This window comes from Ponticoccus sp. (in: a-proteobacteria) (genome assembly GCF_048381735.1).
On the sequence record NZ_JBLXGL010000002.1, the window covers coordinates 390768 to 410775 of the forward strand.

The window sequence follows — 20008 nt, forward strand, 5'->3', positions numbered from 1 at the left end:
CCGCGCAAGCCCGTTCGTCCGGTCAGCCGCCAGAGCTGCTCCGCAGCAGCGGCAGCGCCTCGGCGGGCCGGGCCGGATGGGTGAAACGGACCATCGTGGCCCCCGCCGCGACCGGTTCGACCGTGCAGACCAGCCGGTCGCCGTCCGTCAGGGTGATATCGCTGTCCCATGCGCTGCGGTCGCGCAGCACCAGCACGAACTCGCGGATCTCCTGCCAGATCGGGCTTGGCTGGCATTTTGCCTGCCAGTCCCGCGTCGCATCGACGATGGTGACCTCGGCAAAGGCGCTGTCGGGGTCGCATTTCCATTGCGCGCGGTAGGCCGCATTCGAGAAGGTCAGGACGCCCAGCCGCGAGAAGACCGCCACGCCTTCGGGAAAGCAGTCGAGCACCGATTGCGTCAGCTCCAGCTCTGACCGGAAGCGGCGGGTCAGCGAGATCTCGGCGCTGATGTCCTCGATCAGGAAGGCCACGGCGCCGTCGGGATGCGGGCGGCCGGTGATCTTGTAGGTCAGCCCCGACGGCAGGTTCCAGGTTTCGCAATAGCGGTCTTCGCGCGCGGCAGAGACCACGTCATACAGCTTGCCCCGCCAGCTGGTATAATTCTTCGGCTCGGGCATCATGCGGCTTTCGCGCATGTGGTCGAAGAAGGACAGCAGGTTGGGCTTGGCCGACAGGAAATCCACCGGCAGATGCGTCAGGTCCAGCAGTGCCGGGTTGAACAGCACCAGCTGGCGGTCCCTGTCGAAGACGGCCAGCCCGATGGGCAGATGGGCGAAGGTCTTCGTCAGGGTCTGCACGAAGTTGCGCTGCGCCATCTCGGCGTTCACGAGGCTGTCGATGCTCTTGGCGTAATGCATCCAGCCGCAAGAGATCGGCCGCGACGAGATTTCGAACCAGCTGACCTGCGTCCCGGCCTGCCTGCGCAGGCTGACGCGGGTGCTGCGGGCGGTGCCATGTTCTGGCAGCGGCAGTGCGAAGGGGCAGACCTCGGGGCGGTCGTGCCCGGCGTCACGGCACAGCTCTGCGTAGGCCTCGTTGTGCCAGATCACGGCGCCGTCCTCGTCCATCTCCCAGACCGGTTCCGGCGCGCGCAGCGCAATGTCGGACAGCCGGTCGAATTCCGGCAGCAGGGCGGCGGCGCGAAAGACGGCGGCGGCGCCGTCGGGCAGGCAGGACAGCGTCAGCCGCAGCCCGTCGGCCAGCGGCTCTGCGGTCAGGGTGCATTCGTCCAGCAGGGCGCAGTGCCAGACCCGGTGGCTGTCCGGTGCCCGTGCGGGCAGGTCGGGAAAGCCGGCAGAGAAGGCCTCGCGCAGCGGCTCCCAGTCCAGCCCGGTCAATGCGGGACGGTCAAGCAGGGTGACGAGGTCCGGGCTGTGATCGACGACACGGCCATTGCGCATCAGCAGGACAGAGGTCAGCCGGCCCGCGTCGGGCGCCTGCCGCCCGCGCGTCTGCCTGCCGACCGCCAGCAACAGACCCAGTGCCAGAAGAACGGCAATGCCGACCCCGGCACCGATCGCCAGAAAGAGTATATCCTCCAAATCCCGGTTCCTTCCCCAACCGCCCCCGCCAACCTGTGTAGAATTCCTTGGTTAACAGGACGTTAAGGTCTCCCTGGTCGGACTATATCTCTATAAGGCGATTCTCTCCCATAGGTTTCCCGGGGGGATGGCTTTCCGCCACGACCTTCGACCGGGGCCAGGCGACCTCGACGATGGCGCCACGGCGCTCTCCGGCGTTGTGCATGGGCGAGAAGGGGTCGGACCCGTTGGCAAAGCCCAGTTCCGCGCCGCTGCGCTCCAGCAGGGTCTTGGCGATGAACAGGCCAAGGCCCATGCCCTCGTATTCGGGGCGCTGCCTGCGGTCGGCATCGGACCGGCGGCGGCGCATGAAGGGATCGCCCATGCGGCCCAGCAGGTGGGGCGGGAAGCCGCGCCCGTCGTCGAGGATGCGGATCGAGACAAGGTCGTCGGTCCACATCGCTTCGATCCAGACGGTCGTGCGGGCAAAGTCCACCGCGTTCTGCACGAGGTTGCGCAGCCCGTGGATGATCTCGGGGCGGCGCAGGATCAGCGGCTGGTTGTAGCCGCCGCCCGGTCCGGGGCCGCTTTCGATGACGATCTCCTTGCCGCGGTCCTGATGCGGTTCCGCGGCCTCGCGGATGACCTCGATCAGCGGCGCCTGGCGCATGTGCAGGTCGTCTTTTCCGGCCCGTCCCATGCCGCGCAGGATGTCGCGGCAGCGGTCCGCCTGTTCGCGGATCAGCAGCGCGTCCTCGCGCTGGTCGCCCTCCAGCTCTTCTGCCAGTTCCGACGAGGTCAGCTTTATCGTCGCCAGCGGCGTGCCCAGTTCATGGGCCGCCGCCGCGACGACGCCGCCGAGGTCGTTCAGCTTCTGCGCACGGGCCAGCGCCATCTGCGTCGCGGCCAGCGCATCGGACATGGAATGCATCTCGCGGGTGATCCGGCGCGAATAGACAGAGATGAAGACCACCGCGATGACGATGGCAACCCATTGCCCGTAAACGAAGATATCCGGTATCCGCAGGACAAAGCCCTCGTCCGTGCGCAGCGGCATATGGTATTCCACCATGGCCGAGACAAGGAACAGCGCGGTGGCGCCAAGGATCACCGTCGAGCGCAGCGACAGCACCGCCGCCGAGACGGTGACCGGCCCCAGAACCAGCAGCGAGAAGGGATTGTGCAGCCCGCCGGTCAGGAACAGCAGGAAACACAGCTGCAAGAGGTCGAACATCACCATCAGGAAGTTCTCGCCCTCGCTCAGGCGCTTGTTTTCCGGAAAGATGAAGATCGCGACGAGGTTGCCGACCACCGAGATCCCGACGGCCAGGTAGCACAGCCCCAGTTCCAGTTGCAGGTTGTAGAGCCGCTGCGCGATCACGATCGCGGATAATTGACCGATCACCGCGAACCAGCGCAGAAGGATCATGGTGCGCAGGCGAATCCAGTTGCCGCGCTGGCGCGCGCCCAGCAAACCCAGTTCGGTATCGGCCATCTGCGCCCTTTTGCCCCTCTTGCACCTGCGGCTTGGTCCTGTAACTCCCACTCTGTAACCGCTTGAGAGGCCCGAGTCATGCAGCGTCTTGCCGCAATCGCCGCTTCCGTCGCCGTTGTCGCCCTTGTGGGTGGCGGCTGGCTTTACACGATGCAGTCCTCGGGATCGGACGCCTTCGCCCAGTGCCGCAACGGCACCGCGGCGGGCGAGATCGGTGGCCCCTTCGAACTGCTGAACGCGCAGGGCGAGACGGTGACCGACACCGACGTCATAACGGAGCCGACGCTGGTCTACTTCGGCTATACCTTCTGCCCGGACATCTGCCCCTTCGACATGGCGCGCAACGCCGAGGCGGTGGATGTGCTGGCAGAGCGCGGCTACAGCGCGACGCCGGTCTTCATCAGCATCGACCCGGCCCGCGACACGCCCGAGGCGGTCGGTGACTTTGCCTCGAACCTGCACGACAAGGCGATTGGCCTGACCGGCTCGCCCGAGCAGGTGAAGGCGGCCGCCGCCGCCTATCGCACCTACTACAAGGCGCAGGACAGTGGCGACGAGTTCTATCTGGTCGACCACATGACCTTTACCTACCTCGTCCTGCCCGACGAGGGCTTTGTCGACTTCTTCCGGCGCGAGGCGACGCCGGAGCAGATGGCCGATACGGTTGCCTGCTACATTGACGCTTCCTGACAGGCACTTAGGTTGCGTTTGACCATAAGTTGAGGCGCGGGTAAGACTTTCTCCCAGGGCTGGGAAACGTTGGAGGACCATCAGTGGCGGATCGCGATCAGGACGACCTTGGCCCGGACAAGTCCCTTCTTCTTGTGGACGACGACGAGCCGTTCCTGAGACGCCTCGCCAAGGCGATGGAAAAGCGCGGCTTCGACGTCGAGATGGCGGGATCGGTTGCCGCCGGGACGGCCATCGCCACGGCCCGGCCCCCGGCCTATGCCGTGGTTGACCTTCGGCTGGAAGACGGCAACGGGCTGGACGTGGTCGAGGTGCTGCGCGAGAAACGGCCCGACAGCCGGATCGTCGTGCTGACCGGCTACGGCGCCATTGCCACCGCCGTCGCCGCGGTCAAGATCGGTGCCACCGACTACTTGTCGAAACCCGCCGATGCGACCGACATCACCAATGCGCTGCTGGCGCGCGGCGACGACCTGCCTCCGCCGCCGGAAAACCCCATGAGCGCCGACCGCGTGCGGTGGGAACACATCCAGCGCGTCTACGAGCTGTGCGACCGCAACGTGTCGGAAACCGCGCGGCGGCTGAACATGCACCGGCGCACGCTGCAACGCATCCTCGCCAAACGCTCGCCGCGCTGATCCCGGCAGCGACAGGGCAAGGCGCGCGGTCTCTGCGCGGCCTTTCCATTCGGTGATAGCCTTCAGCGCCCGGCGCTGACGCCCTGTGCTCCGGGCGCCGTTCCGCCGATCGGGTCGCCGTGTCCCAAAGCCGGGTCAAATGCCGGTCAGCGGATAGCGGGCCCGCTCTTCGTGCCGGGCGCCGTCCGGGTGCAGGACCGAGGAAAACAGGCCGAAACTGTCGCAGGCAAAGGGCCCCAGCGCCCCGGGCGGGATCGCCGCAAGGCCCAGCGTGGCGGCCCGCTTGTCGCGCGTGCGCAGCAGGGTCACATGCGGGCGGAAACGCCGTCGGGGCAGGGCCATGCCGATGCCGTGCAGGCGCGAGCGGATGCGGTCGTGCAGGTCCGTCAGCGCCGCGCCGCCCTCGGCCTGTACGGCGACCACGCGGTTCAGCCGACCCCCGAAGACCGCGCCGCCGTGAAAATGCAGCGCGATGGCCGGGGCGCGGATGCTGCGCAGCGCGGTGTCGATTTCGGGCAGCGCCTCGGCGGGGGTCTCGCCAAGGAAAGCCAGCGTCAGGTGCAGCGTGTCCAGATCCACGGCGCGGCCTTCCGGCATGCCGTCCTGAAGGTCCGACAGCAGGTCCAGCGCCTCTTCCGGCAGGCTCAGCGCAAGGAAAAGCCGCATCAGAGCCGGTCCAGCTCCGTCAGGTCCAGCATCCGGGCGTAGTCGTCGGGCAGGCACAGCTGCGTGCCCGCGCTTTGCACGGCGGCAGAGGCGGCGGCGGCCCCGCGCCGCAGCGCCTCGGGGGCACCGAGACCCTCGGCCAGCGTCATGACGAAGGCCCCGACAAAGCTGTCGCCCGCGCCGATGGCGCTGACCACGGTCTCGTTCTCCGCCGTGACGCGCCACAGCCCGTCGCCATCCGCCATGACCGACCCGTCCTTGCCGCGCGCGATGATGACGATCCGCGCCGCACCGCGCTGGCGCAGGGTCTCGGCAAAGCGGGCGCTGTCCTCGCGGGTCGCCAGCGGGTCACCCGCCAGCTCCATCGCCTCGTGGCTGTCCAGGCGCAGCACATAGGGCGCGGGCTGCGGGCCGACCGCCTGCGCCGCAAGATGCGGGCCAGAGGTGTCGACGACCACGCGCCGCTGCCCCAGACGGTTGCAGGCGCGGGTGATCCAGCCGGGCTGTGCCCCCTGCGGCATGGACCCCGACAGGACGACAAAGGCATCCCCGGCGGCGCTGTCGTCAATCCGGTCGAGCACCGCGTCGAGGTCGGCGTCGCCCCATGTCGGGCCGGTCAGGACAAAGCGGTACTGCTCGCCGGTGCCCTCGTCGGTGACGGAAAAGCTGTGCCGGGTCTGGCCGGGCGCGGGCACCTCCAGCAGGTCGAGGCCCTGCGCCTGCAACAGCGCCCGCAGCGCCTCGCCGTTCGGGCCGCCCAAAGCCACCAGTGCCCGGGCCTGCCCGCCAAGCTGGGTGATGGCGCGGGCCACGTTGACGCCACCGCCGCCGGGTTCCGCCGTTTCCGGCGCGCAGCGCAGCTTCGGCCCGGGCCGCACGAAGGGCGCCGAAGTCGCGAGGTCCAGCGCGGGGTTCAGGGTGACGGTGAGGATCTCTGTCATCGTGGTCTCCTTCGGGCGCAGGAAAGGCCATCCGCCTCGCCGGTGCAAACCGGAATCTGGACAAATCCCCGCCCATGTGAAAACACCGCCCCCTGTCAGGAGGCCCTTGTCATGACCGTCACCCGCTTTGCACCCTCGCCCACCGGTTACATCCACGTCGGTAACCTGCGGACCGCGCTGTTCAACCATCTGATCGCCCGCAAGACCGGCGGCACCTTCGTGCTGCGGATCGACGACACCGATCCCGAGCGCTCGAAAGAGGCCTATGTCGACGCGATCAAGCAGGATCTGGAATGGCTGGGCCTGACCTGGGACCGGGTCGAGCGGCAGTCGCAGCGGCTGGACCGTTACCACGAGGCCGCCGACCGGCTGCGCGAGATGGGCCGCTTCTACGAGGCCTGGGAAACGCCGACGGAACTGGACCTGAAGCGCAAGAAGCAGCTGAACATGGGCAAGCCGCCGGTCTATGACCGCGCCGCGCTGGCGCTGTCCGAGGACGAGAAGGCCAAGATGCGCGACGAGCGGGGGCCGGGTGTCTGGCGCTTCAAGCTGGATCAGGAGCGGATTGCCTGGGAAGACGGCATCCTCGGCGAGGTGTCGATCGACGCGGCCAGCCTGTCGGACCCGGTGCTGATCCGCGCCGACGGGCAGTTCCTGTATACGCTGGCCTCGGTCTGCGACGACATCGACATGGGCATCACCCATGTCGTGCGCGGCAACGACCACGTGACCAATACCGCGACGCAGATCCAGATGATCCGCGCGCTGGGCGGCGAGCCGCCCGCCTTCGCCCACCATTCGCTGCTGACCGGCGCGCAGGGCGAGTCGCTGTCCAAGCGCCTTGGCACCCTGTCGCTGCGCGACCTGCGCGAAAGCGGGATCGAACCCGAGGCGCTCTTGTCGCTGATGGCGCGGCTGGGGTCGAGCCAGCCGGTCGAGCTGCGGATGTCTCTGGACGAGATCGCCGAGGGCTTCGAGCTGTCGCAGTTCGGATCGGCGCCGACGAAGTTCGACGTGCAGGACCTGTACCCGCTGACCGCGCGCAAGCTGCACGGCCTGCCGCTGGAGGCGGTGGCCGAAGAGATCGCCGCGCTGGGCGTGCCCGAGGACAGGGCCGGGGCCTTCTGGTCGGTGGTGCGCGAGAACATCACCATCCGCAAGGACATGGCCGACTGGTGGATGCTGTTCCGCGACGGCGCCGCGCCTATGGTGGCCGAAGAGGACCGCGATTTCGTCGCCGAGGCGCTGGCGATGCTGGGCGAGCCGCCCTATGACGCCGCGACCTGGGGCACCTGGACCGCCGCGGTGAAAGAGGCGACGGGCCGCAAGGGCAAGGGGCTGTTCATGCCGCTGCGCAAGGCGGTCACCGGCCGCGCCAAGGGGCCCGAGATGGCGGATGTGATGCCGCTGTTGCAGAAGAAGCCGGGCTGAGGCGCGGCGGAAGGGGGCTCTGCCCCCCGCGCGCTGCGCGCGCCCCCCGAGGGTATTTGGACCAAGAAGAAGCGCAGGGCTCACCCGGATGTGCGGGCCGGGGTGCCAAGCCGTGACAGGTGATGGTCGACAATGGCGGTTTCCTCGGGCGTGAGGATCTGCGCGCGCGGGTAGAGCGGCGCGGCGCGGTCGTCGTGGATCGGGGCGTTCCAGCCGGTTGTGCTGTCGAAGAAATGCGCCACGCCCTCGGGGCCGAAATGGTGCAGGTAGCCCTGGATGACGACGTCGAGGTAGCTGAGCAGGATGCCGTTGCCGGGGCCGGGATCGGTGCTGCGGTCCTCGGCGATGGCGTAGAGCGCGATCTCGGTGGCCTCGCTGGCGTGGTCGATCTGGTCCGTGCCGTCGCGGCGCAGGTAGGCTTCCTCGCGCAGGTCGAGCGTGGCCCAGCCCTCTGGCGGGACCGGGGCGATGAGCCCGTCGATGCGGGCGGAGGCATCGGGCACGGCGGTCAGGAAGCAGAGGTCGCGGTCGGGGACCGCGCGCCAGGCCCGGCGCCAGCCGCGGGCGCTGGCCTTGTGGACCGGGGCGAAGCCATGAGTGGCGTGGTTCACGAGAGAGCCGTAGCCGAAGAAATAGGCGTGTTTCGTGCCGCCACTAACCCTGTGCATTGATGCAAGTCAAATGCGGCTTTGCCGGGCTGGTGTAGGGTGCCTGCGCCATTTGTGTCCCGGAGGAGTCCTACGTGCGCGTCACCAAGAGAACCAATATCGCCATGCGTGTCCTGATGTTCTGCGCCGGGAATCCCGGGCGGCTGGTGACGAAACACGAGATCGCCGGGCGCTGCAATGCCTCGGAAAACCACCTGGCGCAGGTCATCAACCAATTGGCGCAACTGGGCTTCCTGAGCACGCAGCGCGGTCGCAACGGCGGGCTGACGCTGGCCCGGCCGGCGGGGGAGGTCGTCATCGGCGATGTGTTCCGGGCGCTCGAGGCGCCGGTGCCGCTGGCCGAGTGCTTTGCCGATGTGGACAACACCTGCCCGCTGACCCGGGCCTGCCGGTTGCGGGATGCGCTGGCGCAGGCGGCGCAGGCCTTCTACGCCACGCTCGACCCGATCACGCTGGAGGATCTGGTCTGCGACAATGCCGACCTGATGACCATTCTCGCCCCAAAGGGCCCGTGTCGTGCGAAAAGCGGCGCGGGTGTCCTTGTCAATGCCGGTGACCTGCACTAGCCTCTGGAACGATCACGACGGGAGAACCGGCCTTGCCGGTGCCGAAGGCGCAACCGCCCCGGAAACGCTCAGGCCCCATGGACCGTCGCGATTCACGAACTCTGGAGAGATCCCGGCAGGACCGGGGCGCCGAAGGGATAACGATCTCAGGCGAAGGGACAGAGGGGGCATGGACGGTCTGGGATGGTCCCGGGCCAGAGATGCCCCGTCGCGCTGCGCTCGGGGACCGGGAAGGCGCATGGCGGACGACGATCTGAAAACGACCGAACTGAACGGGCTGCATCACGCGCTTGGCGCGAAGATGGTGCCCTTTGCCGGCTACGAGATGCCGGTGCAGTACAAGCTTGGCGTGATGCAGGAGCATCTGCACACGCGCTCTGCCGCAGGGCTCTTCGATGTCAGCCACATGGGGCAGGTGATCCTGCGCGGCGAGGCCGTGGCCGCGGCGCTGGAGACGCTGGTGCCGGTGGATGTCGCGGGCATCGGCGCGGGGCGGCAGCGCTACGGCTTCTTCACCAACCGCGACGGCGGGATCGAGGACGACCTGATGATCGCCAACCGGGGCGACCACCTGTTCGTGGTGGTCAATGCCGCCCGCAAGGGGCCGGACCTGGAGCGGATGCGCGCCCATCTGGAGCCGCGTGGCGTGACGGTCGAGCTGGTCGAGGGCCGGTCGCTGCTGGCATTGCAGGGCCCGCAGGCCGAGGCGGTGCTGGCGGGGCTTGCGCCCGAGGTGGCGGAGATGGCCTTCATGGATGTGGCCACCGTGACGCTGAACGGGGCCGAGTGCTGGGTCTCGCGGTCGGGGTATACCGGCGAGGACGGCTTCGAGATCTCCGTGCCGGATGCGGCGGCAGAGGCGCTGGCGAAGACCCTGCTGGAGGACGCGCGGGTGGAGGCCATCGGCCTTGGCGCGCGCGACAGCCTGCGTCTGGAGGCGGGGCTGTGCCTTTACGGCCATGACATCGACGACAGGACAACCCCTGTCGAGGCGGGGCTGACCTGGGCGATCCAGAAGGTGCGCCGCATCGAGGGCGACCGCGCGGGCGGCTTTCCCGGCGAAGAGGTGATCCTTGGCCAGATGTCCGGCGGTGCGCCGCGCCGCCGTGTCGGGCTGAAGCCCGAGGGCCGGGCGCCGATGCGCGAGGGCACCGTGCTTTACGACAGCGCAGAGGGCGGGGTCGAGATCGGCCGGGTGACCTCTGGCGGCTTCGGCCCCACCCTGGGTGGGCCGGTGGCCATGGGATACGTCCCGACCGCAAAGGCAGAGCCGGGCACCCGGCTTTACGGCGCGGTCCGGGGCAAGAGAATGCCGGTCGAGGTGGTGAAACTGCCCTTCGTCCCGGCGGGATTCAAACGGTGAACGACAGGAGACCGGTATGAAATTCACCGAAGAGCACGAATGGCTTGAAACCGAGGGCGACCTTGTCGTCGTGGGCATTACCGCACATGCGGCGGAGCAGCTGGGGGACGTCGTCTTTGTCGAACTGCCCGAGACCGGCACCGAGGTCAGCAAGGACGACGAGGTCGTGGTGATCGAGAGCGTCAAGGCCGCCTCGGACATCCTCGCGCCCATCGACGGCGAGATCGTCGAGGTCAACGAGGCCATCGTCGCGGATCCGGGCAAGGTCAACGAGGACCCCGAGGGCGACGCCTGGTTCTTCAAGATCCGGCCCGCCGATCCCGCGCAGATGGACGATTACATGGACGACGCGGCCTACAAGGCGTTCATCTCCTGACGACGCGGCCGGGGGCGACCCCGGCCCCGGGGGCCTTTGCCGGGGCCCGCGCCCTGCCTTGCCGCTTGTGGCGGTTGAGAGGGCAGGAGCCTCCGGCGGAGGGTATTTTTGCCAAGAAGAAGCCAGGGGTTCGTCCCCCGGATGGAGAGGCTGTGCAATGACCTATGATCCCATCGACTATCTTCCCTATGATTTCGCCAACCGCCGCCATATCGGGCCTTCGCCCGAAGAGATGGCGCGCATGTTCGAGGTGCTGGGGGTCTCGGACCTCGACGCGCTGATCGAAGAGACCGTGCCGGCGGCGATCCGGCAGGCCGAGCCGCTGGATTTCGGCAAGCCGCTGTCCGAGCGGGAATTGCTGTACCGGATGAAGCAGGTGGCGGGCAAGAACACCGTGATGACCTCGCTGATCGGGCAGGGCTATCACGGCACGGTCACGCCGCCCGCGATCCTGCGCAATATCTTCGAGAACCCGGCCTGGTACACGGCCTATACACCCTACCAGCCCGAGATATCGCAGGGGCGGCTGGAGGCCCTGCTGAACTACCAGACCATGATCTGCGACCTGACAGGGCTGGAGGTGGCGAATGCCTCGCTGCTGGACGAGGCGACGGCCTGCGCCGAGGCGATGACCATGGCGGGGCGCGTGGCGAAGTCGAAGGCCAAGGCTTTCTTCGTGGACGAGAACTGCCACCCGCAGAACATCGCCGTGATGAAGACGCGGGCCGAGCCCCTGGGCATCGAGGTGGTCGTGGGCGATCCCGAGGCGCTGGACGCCGCGTCCGTCTTTGGCGCGATCTTCCAGTATCCCGGCACCTTCGGCCATGTGCGCGACCTGACGGCGCAGATGGAGGCCCTGCACGCGGCGGGCGCCGTGGGGATCGTTTCCGCCGATCCGATGGCGCTGTGTCTGCTGAAGGAGCCTGCGGCCATGGGGGCCGACATTGCCGTGGGGTCGACCCAGCGCTTTGGCGTGCCGCTGGGCTATGGCGGCCCGCATGCCGCCTACATGGCCTGCCGCGAGGACTGCAAGCGCGCCATGCCGGGGCGGATCGTGGGTGTCTCGATCGACAGCCACGGCAACAAGGCCTACCGGCTGGCGCTGCAAACGCGCGAGCAGCACATCCGGCGCGAGAAGGCCACCTCGAACGTCTGCACCGCGCAGGCGCTGCTGGCGGTCATGGCGGGGTTCTACGCCGTCTTCCACGGGCCCAAGGGGCTGCGCGCCATCGCTCAGCGCATCCACCGCAAGACCGTGCGGCTGGCCAACGGGCTGGAGGCGGCGGGCTTTGCCGTCGAGCCGAAGCATTTCTTCGACACCATCACCGTGGACGTGGGCCTGTTGCAGCGCGGCGTCCTGCAGGCCGCCGTGCAGCAGGGGCTGAACCTGCGCCGTGTCGGCAAGACCAGGGTGGGCATCACGCTGGACGAGCGCACCCGCCCCGCCACCATCGAGGCGGTCTGGCGTGCCTTCGGCCTGGTCCGCAAGGATGAGGATTTCGACGCGGGCTATCGCCTGCCCGAAGGGCTGGTGCGGCAGACGGACTATCTGCAGCACGACGTCTTCCACATGAACCGGGCCGAGACCGAGATGATGCGCTACATGCGCCGTCTCGCGGACCGCGACCTTGCGCTGGACCGTGCCATGATCCCGCTGGGGTCCTGCACGATGAAGCTGAACTCTGCCGCCGAGATGATGCCGGTGTCCTGGGATGAGTTTTCCAAGATCCACCCCTATGCGCCCAAGGATCAGGCGGCGGGCTATGCCGAGATGATCCACGACCTCTCGGCCAAGCTGTGCACGATCACCGGCTACGACGCCTTTTCCATGCAGCCGAATTCCGGCGCGCAGGGGGAATACGCGGGCCTGCTGACGATCCGCGACTGGCAGGCGGCGCGCGGCGAGGGGCAGCGCAATGTCTGCCTGATCCCGACCAACGCCCATGGCACCAACCCGGCCTCGGCCCAGATGGTCGGCTGGAAGGTGGTGGCGGTGAAATGCGACGCGCAGGGCAGCATCGATCTGGATGACTTCCGCGCCAAGGCCGCGAAGCATTCGGACGCGCTGGCCGCCTGCATGATCACCTATCCCTCGACCCACGGGGTCTTCGAGGAGACGGTGAAGGAGGTCTGCGCGATCACCCACGAACACGGCGGGCAGGTCTATATCGACGGGGCCAACATGAACGCCATGGTGGGTCTGTCGCGGCCCGGCGATCTGGGCGGCGACGTCAGCCACCTGAACCTGCACAAGACCTTCTGCATTCCGCATGGCGGTGGCGGTCCCGGCATGGGCCCCATCGGCGTGAAGGAACACCTTGCCCCGCATCTGCCCGGCGACCCGCTGTCGGGCAAGGTCGGGCCGGTTTCGGCGTCGGCCTTCGGCTCGCCCTCGCTGCTGCCGATCTCCTGGGCCTATATCCTGATGATGGGCGGCGAGGGGCTGACGCAGGCGACCCGCGTGGCGATCCTGAACGCCAATTACATCGCGAAGCGGCTGGAGGGCGCCTATGACGTGCTTTACCGCGGCGGCAAGGGGCGCGTGGCGCATGAATGCATCCTCGACACCCGGCCCTTCGAGAAATCGGCGGGCGTCACGGTCGAGGACATCGCCAAGCGGCTGGTCGATTGCGGCTTCCATGCGCCGACGATGAGCTGGCCGGTGGCGGGCACGCTGATGGTCGAACCGACCGAGTCCGAGACCAAGGCCGAACTCGACCGCTTCTGCGATGCCATGCTGGCGATCCGCGAGGAGATCCGCGCCATCGAGGACGGCAAGATCGACGCCGAGAAGAACCCGCTGAAGCTGGCGCCGCACACGATGGAAGACCTCGTGAAGGAATGGGATCGGCCTTATTCGCGCGAGCAGGGCTGTTTCCCGCCGGGCGCCTTCCGGGTCGACAAGTACTGGCCGCCGGTGAACCGTGTCGACAACGTCTTTGGCGACCGGAACCTTGTCTGCACCTGTCCGCCGATGTCGGACTATGCCGAGGCAGCCGAGTAAACGCTGTGCGGGGCCGTGAAGGCCCCGCATTTCCCCGCCGACCCCGCTGCGGCGGCTGAAATCAGCGGTGGATCAAAGCAGCCTGTAGACGTCCCGCCGGGGCGCGGTCAGCTTTCGCCGGCCGTGACCGAGCGATACCAGGTCACGATCTGCTGCCGCGCCTCGGGCGTCATCTGGATCGCGTTGGGCGGTGGCATGGCATGTGAGCGCCCCGCCTGCAGGTAGATCTGGTCCGCGTGGCGCGCCACGTCGGCCTCTGTTTCCAGAACCACGCCCTTGGGCGGCCAGTGCATCCCCTCCCACGAGGGTTCGCGTCCGTGGCACATGGAACAATTGCCGACCACGGTGAAATAGGCATCCTCGAAACTCTCGGCAGAGGCGAATTTCTCCTCGTAGGGGGTCAGGGCGCGGGCCTCGCTTTCCTCGTAGCTATCCATGCCGGACTGCGTCGACAGCCAGGCGATCAGCACCATGATCACCACCGTCACCGGCCAGGTCCAGTGCGGGCCCTTGCCGGTCTTGTGCATGGTGTTGAAGTAGTGCCGGATCGTGACCCCGGTCAGGAAGATCAGCGCCGCGATGATCCAGGCATACTGCGTGCCGAAGGCCAGCGGGTAGTGGTTCGCCAGCATCAGGAAGACCACCGGCAGCGTCAGGTAGTTGTTGTGAGTCGAGCGCACCTTCGCGATCTTGCCGTATTTGGCATCCGGCGTGCGCCCGGCCTTCAGGTCGGCCACGACAATGCGCTGGTTCGGCATGATCTGGAAGAAGACGTTGCCGGTCATGATCGTCGCGGTGAAGGCACCGAGGTGCAGCAGGGCCGCGCGCCCGGTGAAGATCTGGTGATAGCCCCAGGACATGACCACGAGGATCACAAACAGCAGCAGCATCAGCAGCGTCGGGGTGTCCGCCAGCTTGGACTTGCACATGGCGTCATAGGCCAGCCAGCCGATGGTCAGCGAACCGCCCGAAAGCAGGATGCCCTGCCACAGGGCCAGGTCGGCCTTGGTCGGGTCCAGCAGGAAAAGCTCTCCGCCGACCCAGTAGATGATCATCAGAAGCGCCGCGCCGGACAGCCATGTCGCGTAGCTTTGCCACTTGTGCCATGTCAGGTGCTCGGGCATCGACGCGGGCGCCACGAGGTACTTGACCGTGTGGTAGAAGCCGCCGCCGTGGACCTCCCATTCCTCGCCATAGGCGCCTTCGGGCAGGTCGCCGTTGGGTTTCAGCATCAGGTCGAGCGCGATGAAGTAGAAGGACGCGCCGATCCAGGCCATCGCGGTGATGACATGCAGCCAGCGGACGCTGAAGGCGATCCAGTCCCAGATGATGGCGAAGTCGTACATGGTGTCCTCCGGGGTCGATGAGTGTCGCGACAGTAGCGGAACGAAATTTTCTCTGCTATTTGCAGGAAAGACCAAGCAGCATCAAAAAAAACCGAAGAATGCAGGGTCGGATTGTTCGGGTTCCCATGTCGGCTGCCTTCGTTTCGGTCGCGGGACCGTCTGTGCCGATCATGAAACCGGAACCAGAGCCATGTCCTACTTCGACAATATCCGCACCTTCGTCCGTGTCTACGAATTGGGCAGCATGTCGGCGGCGGGGCGCGATCTTCGCATTTCCTCGGCGGTGACCTCTTCGCGGATCTCTCAGCTGGAAGAGCATCTTGGCGTGCGGCTGTTCCAGCGCACCACCCGCAGCCTGACGCCGACGGAACACGGCAAGAGCTTCTATCGCGGCGCGACAGAGATCCTGGAGGCGGTGGACAGCGCCGAGGCGCAGATCGTCAACGTGACCGAGAACCTGAAGGGTGCGCTCTACGTGGCGGCGCCGCTGGGCGTGGGGCGGCGGCTGATCGCGCCGCAGGTGCCGGGGTTCCTGGCGGAATACCCCGAGGTTTCGGTGCGGCTGCGCCTGACCGACCGCAAGGTGGACCTGACGACCGAGGGGCTGGACCTTGCCTTCTTCCTTGGCCAGCCCGAGGACAGCAACCTGCGCATCCGCAAGATCGCCGACGTGCCCCGGGTTCTCTGTGCCTCGCCGGACTATATCACGCGGCGCGGGATGCCCGCCGATGGCGATGCGCTGCTGGCGGAGAAGCACGAGTGCATCAACCTGCGCTTCCCCGGCGCGGCAGAGTTCCAGTGGCGGCTGGAGACGCCCGAGGGGCCACGCCGCTTCGCCGTGGCGGGGCGCTATGAATCGGACGACGGCGACGTGCTGACCGACTGGGCGCTGGGGGGGCACGGCATCGTGCTGAAGCCGGTCTTCGAGGTGGCCGAGCATCTGAAATCCGGCGCGCTGGTGCCGGTGGCGGAAAAGACCCCGCCCGAGGCGATCCAGATGGCCTGCCTGTTCACGCACCGGCGGCGGCAGGATCCCAAGACCCGGATCTTCATGGAATACATGATCGACCGGATCGGCGCGGTCTTTCAGCCGGCCGGGTAGGGCGGCCCGGGTTCTGGCCACCGGATAGGGCCGACCGGCGAAAGCGGTTGCGAAACTGGCAACAAGCGCAGCCCGGACGGCGCTGACCGCTCAGCTGCCCCGGTAGGTGCTCATCCCGTAGGCCGACAGCAGCAGCGGCACATGGTAATGCGCCGCGGCATCCGCCATGCCGAACCGGATCGGCACCTCGTCGAGAAACAGCACATCGCCCTCGGCCTGACCCGTCGCGCGCAGGTAGTCGCCCGCGAAGAACACCAGCTCGTAGGTCCCGGTGGCAAAGCGCTCCGCCGGCAGGATCGGCGCATCGGTCCGCCCGTCGTCATTCGTCACCGTCTCTGCCAGTTTCTCGCGCGTGTCGCCCGCGAGGCGATACAACACGATCCGGATGCCTTCCGCAGGGCAGCCGCGCGCCGTATCAAGGACGTGTGTCGTCAGATATCCGCTCATGTCTCGATCTCCTGCAAGGTTTGTCCCGTCATACCCGTCGCGCCGCCCCGGGCAAAGATGCCGTGGTTTGAGGCTCCTTCGCATATTTTTTGATAATGAGCGGCAATTTCTTGGATTATGACGTAAGGAAATCGGAGGTACAGACGTGCAGCGTTATCCCAGAGACATGGCGGGCTATGGCCCCCGCATCCCGCAGGCGAACTGGCCCGGCGGCGCGAAGATCGCCGTGCAGATCGTGCTGAACTACGAAGAGGGCGGTGAAAACAACATCCTGCACGGGGATGCCGCGTCCGAAGGGTTCCTGTCCGAGATCACCGGCGCCGCGCCCTGGCCGGGGCAGCGGCACTGGAACATGGAAACGATCTATGAATACGGCAGCCGCGCCGGGTTCTGGCGCGTGCATGACCTGCTGAAGGATACGCCCATCACCGTCTATGGCGTCGCCACCGCGCTGGCCCGCGCGCCCGAGCAGGTGAAGGCGATGAAGGATGCGGGCTGGGAGATCGCCAGCCACGGCCTGAAATGGGTCGAACACAAAGACATGCCCGCCGAAGAGGAACGCGCGCAGATCCGCGAGGCGATCCGCCTGCACACCGAGGTTACGGGCACGCCGCCGCGCGGCTGGTACACCGGGCGCTGTTCGATGAACACGATCCCTCTGGCGGCGGAAGAGGCTGAGCTTGCCTATATCGCCGACAGCTATTCCGACGACCTGCCCTACTGGACCCGCGCGGGCGGCAAGGACCAGCTGATCGTGCCCTACACGATGGATTGCAACGACATGCGCTTCGCGATCCAGGCGGGCTACACGCAGGGCGCCGATTTCGAGGCCATGGTCCGCGATGCCTTTGACGTGCTTTACGCCGAGGGGCAGGCGGGCGCGCCCAAGATGATGTCGATCGGTCTGCACTGCCGCCTGATCGGGCGCCCCAGCCGGATGGCGGCGCTTCGCCGTGTCATGGAATACATGCAGGGCCACGAGGGCGTCTGGTTCGCCACGCGCGAACAGATCGCCGACCACTGGGCCGCCGAACATCCGGCGCCCACCGGCGTGACCCCCTCGCAGATGGACCGCGAGACCTTCGTGGCGCAGTTCGGCGGCATCTTCGAGCACAGCCCTTGGATCGCCGAGGGCGCGCATGCGCTGGAACTGGGCACCTACAGCGACAGCGCGGCGGGGGTGCACAATGCACTTGCCCGGGTCTTCCGTTCGGCCACGGAGGAGCAGCGGCTGGGCGTGCTGACTGCGCACCCGGACCTTGCGGGCAAGCTTGCCGCCGCCGGGCGGCTGACCGCCGAATCCACCGCCGAACAGGCGGGCGCGGGGCTGGACTTGCTGACCGACGCGGAACGCGAGACCTTCCAGAAGCTCAACGCCGACTATGTCGAGCGCCACGGTTTCCCCTTCATCATCGCGGTGAAGGACAACACCAAGGCCTCGATCCTTGAGGCCTTCCACCGCCGCATCGGCAACGACCGCGCGACCGAATTCGCCGAGGCCTGCCGACAGGTCGAACGCATCGCCGAATTGCGCCTGATCGAGAAGCTGGGCGCATGAGTACAATCCGTATACAACCGCTGACGCCCGAGGCCTTCGCCCCTTTCGGCGAGATCCTCGACACCGCGGGCGCGCCCGACAAGCTGATCAATCAGGGCCTCTGCGGGCGCTACCACGACCGCGCCACGCTGGATTTTACCGAAGCGGGCCGGGCGGGCATCAGCCTGTTCAGGTCAGAGCTGTGCAGCCTGCCCGTCACGCTGAAGCTGATGGAGCGGCACCCGCTGGGGTCGCAGGCTTTCCTGCCGATGTCGATGGACGGCTTTCTGGTCGTCGTCGCGCCCGACGATGCCGGAAAACCGGGCACGCCGCTCGCCTTCCGCACCGCGCCCGGGCAGGGGATCAATTTCCATCGCAACACGTGGCACGGGGTTTTGACCCCGCTCTCCGGTTCCGGCCTCTTTGCCGTGGTCGACCGGATCGGCGGGGGGGAGAACCTGCAGGAGCACCGCTTCGAGGACGCTTACATCGTAGAAGACTGAATGGGCAGCCGGAGGAGGAGCCGGCACCCACATCCAGAGGGAGACGACAAGAATGGCAGACACATCCATCGGAACACCCGAGCAGCTAAGGGATCCGAATTACACGCCGCCGATGATCAAGGCGGTGCCGCTGGGCATCCAGCACGTCCTGGCCATGTTCGTCTCGAACGTGACGCCCGCGATCATCGTCTGCGGGGCGGCGGGTTTCGGCTTTGGCTCGAACTCTCCCGACTTTCCGCAAATGATCTACATGATCCAGATGTCGATGTTCTTTGCGGGCATCGCCACGCTGTTCCAGACCATCGGCTTCGGCCCGGTCGGCGCGCGCCTGCCCATCGTGCAGGGCACCAGCTTTGCCTTTATCCCGATCATGATCCCGCTGGTCTCGGGCAAGGGGGTCGACGCCATCGCGGTGCTGATGGGCGGGGTCTTCGTGGGCGGGTTGTTCCACGCCGTCCTCGGCTTATTCATCGGCAAGATCCGCTTTGCCCTGCCGCCGCTGGTGACCGGCCTGGTGGTGACGATGATCGGCCTCGCGCTGGTCAAGGTGGGTGTCCAATACGCCGCCGGGGGTGTGCCCGCCATCGGCACGCCGGAATACGGGTCGGGCCTGAACTGGTTCATGGCGGGCACGGTGATCGTCGTGACGCTGGGGCTGAAGTTCTACGCCCGAGGCATGCTGTCGGTCTCTGCGGTGCTCATCGGTCTTCTGGTGGGCTACGTTCTGGCCTTTGCGCTGGGGCAGGTGAACCTTGGCAATGTCGGCACCGCCGCGCCCTTCGCCCTGCCCAACCCGCTGCACTTCGGGCTGGAGTTCTCGGTCGCCGCCGTCGTCGGTTTCTGCCTCATGAGCTTCGTCTCGGCGGTCGAAACCGTGGGGGATGTCAGCGGCATCACCAAGGGCGGCGCGGGCCGCGAGGCCACCGACCACGAGATCCAGGGCGCGACCTTCGCCGACGGGATCGGCACGGCGATCTCGGGTCTCTTCGGGGCACTGCCCAACACCTCGTTCAGCCAGAACGTCGGCCTGATCGCCATGACCGGCGTCATGAGCCGCACGGTTGTCACCATCGGCGGCATCTTCCTGATCCTCTGCGGCCTGGTGCCCAAGATCGGCGCAATCATCTCTTCGGTGCCGATCGAGGTTCTGGGCGGCGGCGTGATCGTGATGTTCGGCATGGTGGTCGCGGCGGGCGTCTCGATGCTGTCGGACGTGCACTGGAACCGCCGCAACATGGTGATCTTCGCCATCGCCCTGTCGCTGGGTCTGGGCCTGCAACTGGAACCGGACGCGCTGCAGTACCTGCCCGGCACGATGCAGGTTCTGGCGACAAGCGGCATCCTGCCCGCGGCGGTCATCGCCATCGTGCTGAACCTCGTCCTGCCGGAAGAGCTGGCGGACGAGGCCACCGAAGAGGTCTCGGGCGGCATGGCGGGCCACGGACAGGGCTCTTACGCCAAGGACGACCACGTCTGAGAGGCACGCCCCCCGGCGCCGGGGGGCAACCCGCCTTGCTTCGGCCCCGCGTGATCGCGGGGCCTTTTTTGTGCCACGCGTGACCTTGGCCCGGGTTCCGCGACCGGCTGCGCCGCCGCCCGCCCGGCCCGACCCGCAGGCGCCTGTCGCTGGCCTCGGCAGGCAGGGGCTTGGGGCGCCGCGCAGAGTACCGCGCCATGGAAAAAGGCCGGGTGCATCGCTGCACCCGGCCTTTC

At 67.2% G+C, this 20008-nt stretch carries 18 protein-coding genes and 1 riboswitch; of the genes, 11 read left to right on the forward strand and 7 right to left on the reverse strand.

Annotated elements, in window-relative coordinates:
- Positions 1–22 precede the first annotated feature (22 nt).
- Together ACN5KJ_RS06185 and regB are read right to left on the reverse strand one after the other, a co-directional pair.
- Entirely contained in the window at positions 23–1543 is a 1521-nt protein-coding gene (locus ACN5KJ_RS06185) for a PAS-domain containing protein (RefSeq protein ID WP_418592670.1), read from the reverse strand.
- A gap of 82 nt (positions 1544–1625) precedes the next feature.
- Entirely contained in the window at positions 1626–3017 is a 1392-nt protein-coding gene (gene regB / locus ACN5KJ_RS06190) for a sensor histidine kinase RegB (protein ID WP_418592672.1), read from the reverse strand.
- A 78-nt stretch (positions 3018–3095) separates the two neighbouring features.
- Here regB and ACN5KJ_RS06195 point away from each other — a divergent pair, with 78 nt between their 5' ends.
- Both ACN5KJ_RS06195 and ACN5KJ_RS06200 read left to right on the forward strand, forming a co-directional pair.
- A complete protein-coding gene (locus ACN5KJ_RS06195) occupies positions 3096–3707 on the forward strand; it encodes an SCO family protein (RefSeq protein WP_347166372.1) in 612 nt (203 codons plus the stop codon).
- Between the two features lie 83 nt (positions 3708–3790).
- Positions 3791–4345, forward strand: a complete 555-nt coding sequence (locus ACN5KJ_RS06200; protein ID WP_206562864.1) for an ActR/PrrA/RegA family redox response regulator transcription factor — start codon at positions 3791–3793, stop codon at positions 4343–4345.
- Positions 4346–4480: 135 nt separating this feature from the next.
- Here the strand turns inward: ACN5KJ_RS06200 and thpR are convergent, their stop codons facing one another.
- Both thpR and ACN5KJ_RS06210 read right to left on the reverse strand, forming a co-directional pair.
- A complete protein-coding gene (thpR, locus tag ACN5KJ_RS06205) occupies positions 4481–5011 on the reverse strand; it encodes an RNA 2',3'-cyclic phosphodiesterase (protein ID WP_418592674.1) in 531 nt (176 codons plus the stop codon).
- A complete protein-coding gene (locus ACN5KJ_RS06210) occupies positions 5011–5952 on the reverse strand; it encodes a 1-phosphofructokinase family hexose kinase (protein WP_418592676.1) in 942 nt (313 codons plus the stop codon). Before ACN5KJ_RS06210 ends, thpR begins: the two co-directional genes overlap by 1 nt.
- Before the next feature lie 111 nt (positions 5953–6063).
- On the opposite strand from ACN5KJ_RS06210, the gene gltX reads away from it, so the two are divergent.
- Complete coding sequence (gene gltX, locus ACN5KJ_RS06215) at positions 6064–7383, forward strand: glutamate--tRNA ligase (RefSeq protein WP_418592677.1); 1320 nt, start codon at positions 6064–6066, stop codon at positions 7381–7383.
- An 80-nt stretch (positions 7384–7463) separates the two neighbouring features.
- Here gltX and ACN5KJ_RS06220 read toward each other — a convergent pair whose 3' ends face one another.
- On the reverse strand, positions 7464–8051 hold the full coding sequence (locus tag ACN5KJ_RS06220; protein ID WP_418592678.1) for a gamma-glutamylcyclotransferase family protein: 588 nt from the start codon (positions 8049–8051) through the stop codon (positions 7464–7466).
- A gap of 74 nt (positions 8052–8125) precedes the next feature.
- Here ACN5KJ_RS06220 and ACN5KJ_RS06225 point away from each other — a divergent pair, with 74 nt between their 5' ends.
- From ACN5KJ_RS06225 to gcvP, 4 genes are all read left to right on the forward strand, one after another.
- Positions 8126–8617 (forward strand): RrF2 family transcriptional regulator, encoded by a 492-nt coding sequence (locus ACN5KJ_RS06225; RefSeq protein ID WP_418592680.1) that lies wholly within the window; start codon positions 8126–8128, stop codon positions 8615–8617.
- An 8-nt stretch (positions 8618–8625) separates the two neighbouring features.
- Positions 8626–8712: riboswitch (glycine riboswitch) on the forward strand.
- A 143-nt stretch (positions 8713–8855) separates the two neighbouring features.
- Positions 8856–9980 (forward strand): glycine cleavage system aminomethyltransferase GcvT, encoded by a 1125-nt coding sequence (gene gcvT / locus ACN5KJ_RS06230; RefSeq protein ID WP_418592681.1) that lies wholly within the window; start codon positions 8856–8858, stop codon positions 9978–9980.
- A 16-nt stretch (positions 9981–9996) separates the two neighbouring features.
- Complete coding sequence (gene gcvH, locus ACN5KJ_RS06235) at positions 9997–10356, forward strand: glycine cleavage system protein GcvH (protein ID WP_347166378.1); 360 nt, start codon at positions 9997–9999, stop codon at positions 10354–10356.
- A 157-nt stretch (positions 10357–10513) separates the two neighbouring features.
- Entirely contained in the window at positions 10514–13360 is a 2847-nt protein-coding gene (gene gcvP, locus ACN5KJ_RS06240; RefSeq protein ID WP_418592682.1) for an aminomethyl-transferring glycine dehydrogenase, read from the forward strand.
- Positions 13361–13467: 107 nt separating this feature from the next.
- Here the strand turns inward: gcvP and ACN5KJ_RS06245 are convergent, their stop codons facing one another.
- Entirely contained in the window at positions 13468–14706 is a 1239-nt protein-coding gene (locus ACN5KJ_RS06245; RefSeq protein ID WP_418592683.1) for a urate hydroxylase PuuD, read from the reverse strand.
- Positions 14707–14896: 190 nt separating this feature from the next.
- Between ACN5KJ_RS06245 and ACN5KJ_RS06250 the strand changes: the two genes are divergently transcribed.
- Positions 14897–15808: a LysR family transcriptional regulator gene (locus ACN5KJ_RS06250; protein ID WP_418592685.1), complete on the forward strand. Its 912-nt coding sequence runs from the start codon at positions 14897–14899 to the stop codon at positions 15806–15808.
- Between the two features lie 90 nt (positions 15809–15898).
- Here the strand turns inward: ACN5KJ_RS06250 and uraH are convergent, their stop codons facing one another.
- Positions 15899–16255, reverse strand: a complete 357-nt coding sequence (uraH, locus tag ACN5KJ_RS06255) for a hydroxyisourate hydrolase (RefSeq protein ID WP_347166382.1) — start codon at positions 16253–16255, stop codon at positions 15899–15901.
- A gap of 145 nt (positions 16256–16400) precedes the next feature.
- On the opposite strand from uraH, the gene puuE reads away from it, so the two are divergent.
- From puuE to ACN5KJ_RS06270, 3 genes are read left to right on the forward strand one after another with little or no spacing between them, the layout of a single operon-like run.
- The gene (gene puuE, locus ACN5KJ_RS06260) at positions 16401–17813 is read left to right on the forward strand and encodes an allantoinase PuuE (RefSeq protein ID WP_418592687.1); all 1413 of its coding nucleotides are present in this window, start codon (positions 16401–16403) and stop codon (positions 17811–17813) included.
- The gene (locus ACN5KJ_RS06265; protein WP_418592689.1) at positions 17810–18295 is read left to right on the forward strand and encodes an ureidoglycolate lyase; all 486 of its coding nucleotides are present in this window, start codon (positions 17810–17812) and stop codon (positions 18293–18295) included. The genes puuE and ACN5KJ_RS06265 overlap by 4 nt, the downstream gene beginning before the upstream one ends.
- A 52-nt stretch (positions 18296–18347) precedes the next feature.
- Positions 18348–19772, forward strand: coding sequence for a uracil-xanthine permease family protein (locus ACN5KJ_RS06270; protein ID WP_418592691.1), 1425 nt, complete (start codon positions 18348–18350; stop codon positions 19770–19772).
- The last annotated feature ends 236 nt before the right edge of the window (positions 19773–20008 follow it).

Bases quoted from the DNA above. Each gene is read 5' to 3' on its own strand.
- ACN5KJ_RS06250 (WP_418592685.1), top strand. From the start codon at position 14,897: ATGTCCTACTTCGACAATATCCGCACCTTCGTCCGTGTCTACGAATTG.
- thpR (WP_418592674.1), bottom strand. From the start codon at position 5,011: ATGCGGCTTTTCCTTGCGCTGAGCCTGCCGGAAGAGGCGCTGGACCTG.
- ACN5KJ_RS06265 (WP_418592689.1), top strand. From the start codon at position 17,810: ATGAGTACAATCCGTATACAACCGCTGACGCCCGAGGCCTTCGCCCCT.
- ACN5KJ_RS06195 (WP_347166372.1), top strand. From the start codon at position 3,096: ATGCAGCGTCTTGCCGCAATCGCCGCTTCCGTCGCCGTTGTCGCCCTT.
- gltX (WP_418592677.1), top strand. From the start codon at position 6,064: ATGACCGTCACCCGCTTTGCACCCTCGCCCACCGGTTACATCCACGTC.
- gcvP (WP_418592682.1), top strand. From the start codon at position 10,514: ATGACCTATGATCCCATCGACTATCTTCCCTATGATTTCGCCAACCGC.
- ACN5KJ_RS06220 (WP_418592678.1), bottom strand. From the start codon at position 8,051: ATGCACAGGGTTAGTGGCGGCACGAAACACGCCTATTTCTTCGGCTAC.
- ACN5KJ_RS06210 (WP_418592676.1), bottom strand. From the start codon at position 5,952: ATGACAGAGATCCTCACCGTCACCCTGAACCCCGCGCTGGACCTCGCG.
- gcvH (WP_347166378.1), top strand. From the start codon at position 9,997: ATGAAATTCACCGAAGAGCACGAATGGCTTGAAACCGAGGGCGACCTT.
- uraH (WP_347166382.1), bottom strand. From the start codon at position 16,255: ATGAGCGGATATCTGACGACACACGTCCTTGATACGGCGCGCGGCTGC.
- regB (WP_418592672.1), bottom strand. From the start codon at position 3,017: ATGGCCGATACCGAACTGGGTTTGCTGGGCGCGCGCCAGCGCGGCAAC.
- gcvT (WP_418592681.1), top strand. From the start codon at position 8,856: ATGGCGGACGACGATCTGAAAACGACCGAACTGAACGGGCTGCATCAC.
- ACN5KJ_RS06270 (WP_418592691.1), top strand. From the start codon at position 18,348: ATGGCAGACACATCCATCGGAACACCCGAGCAGCTAAGGGATCCGAAT.
- ACN5KJ_RS06245 (WP_418592683.1), bottom strand. From the start codon at position 14,706: ATGTACGACTTCGCCATCATCTGGGACTGGATCGCCTTCAGCGTCCGC.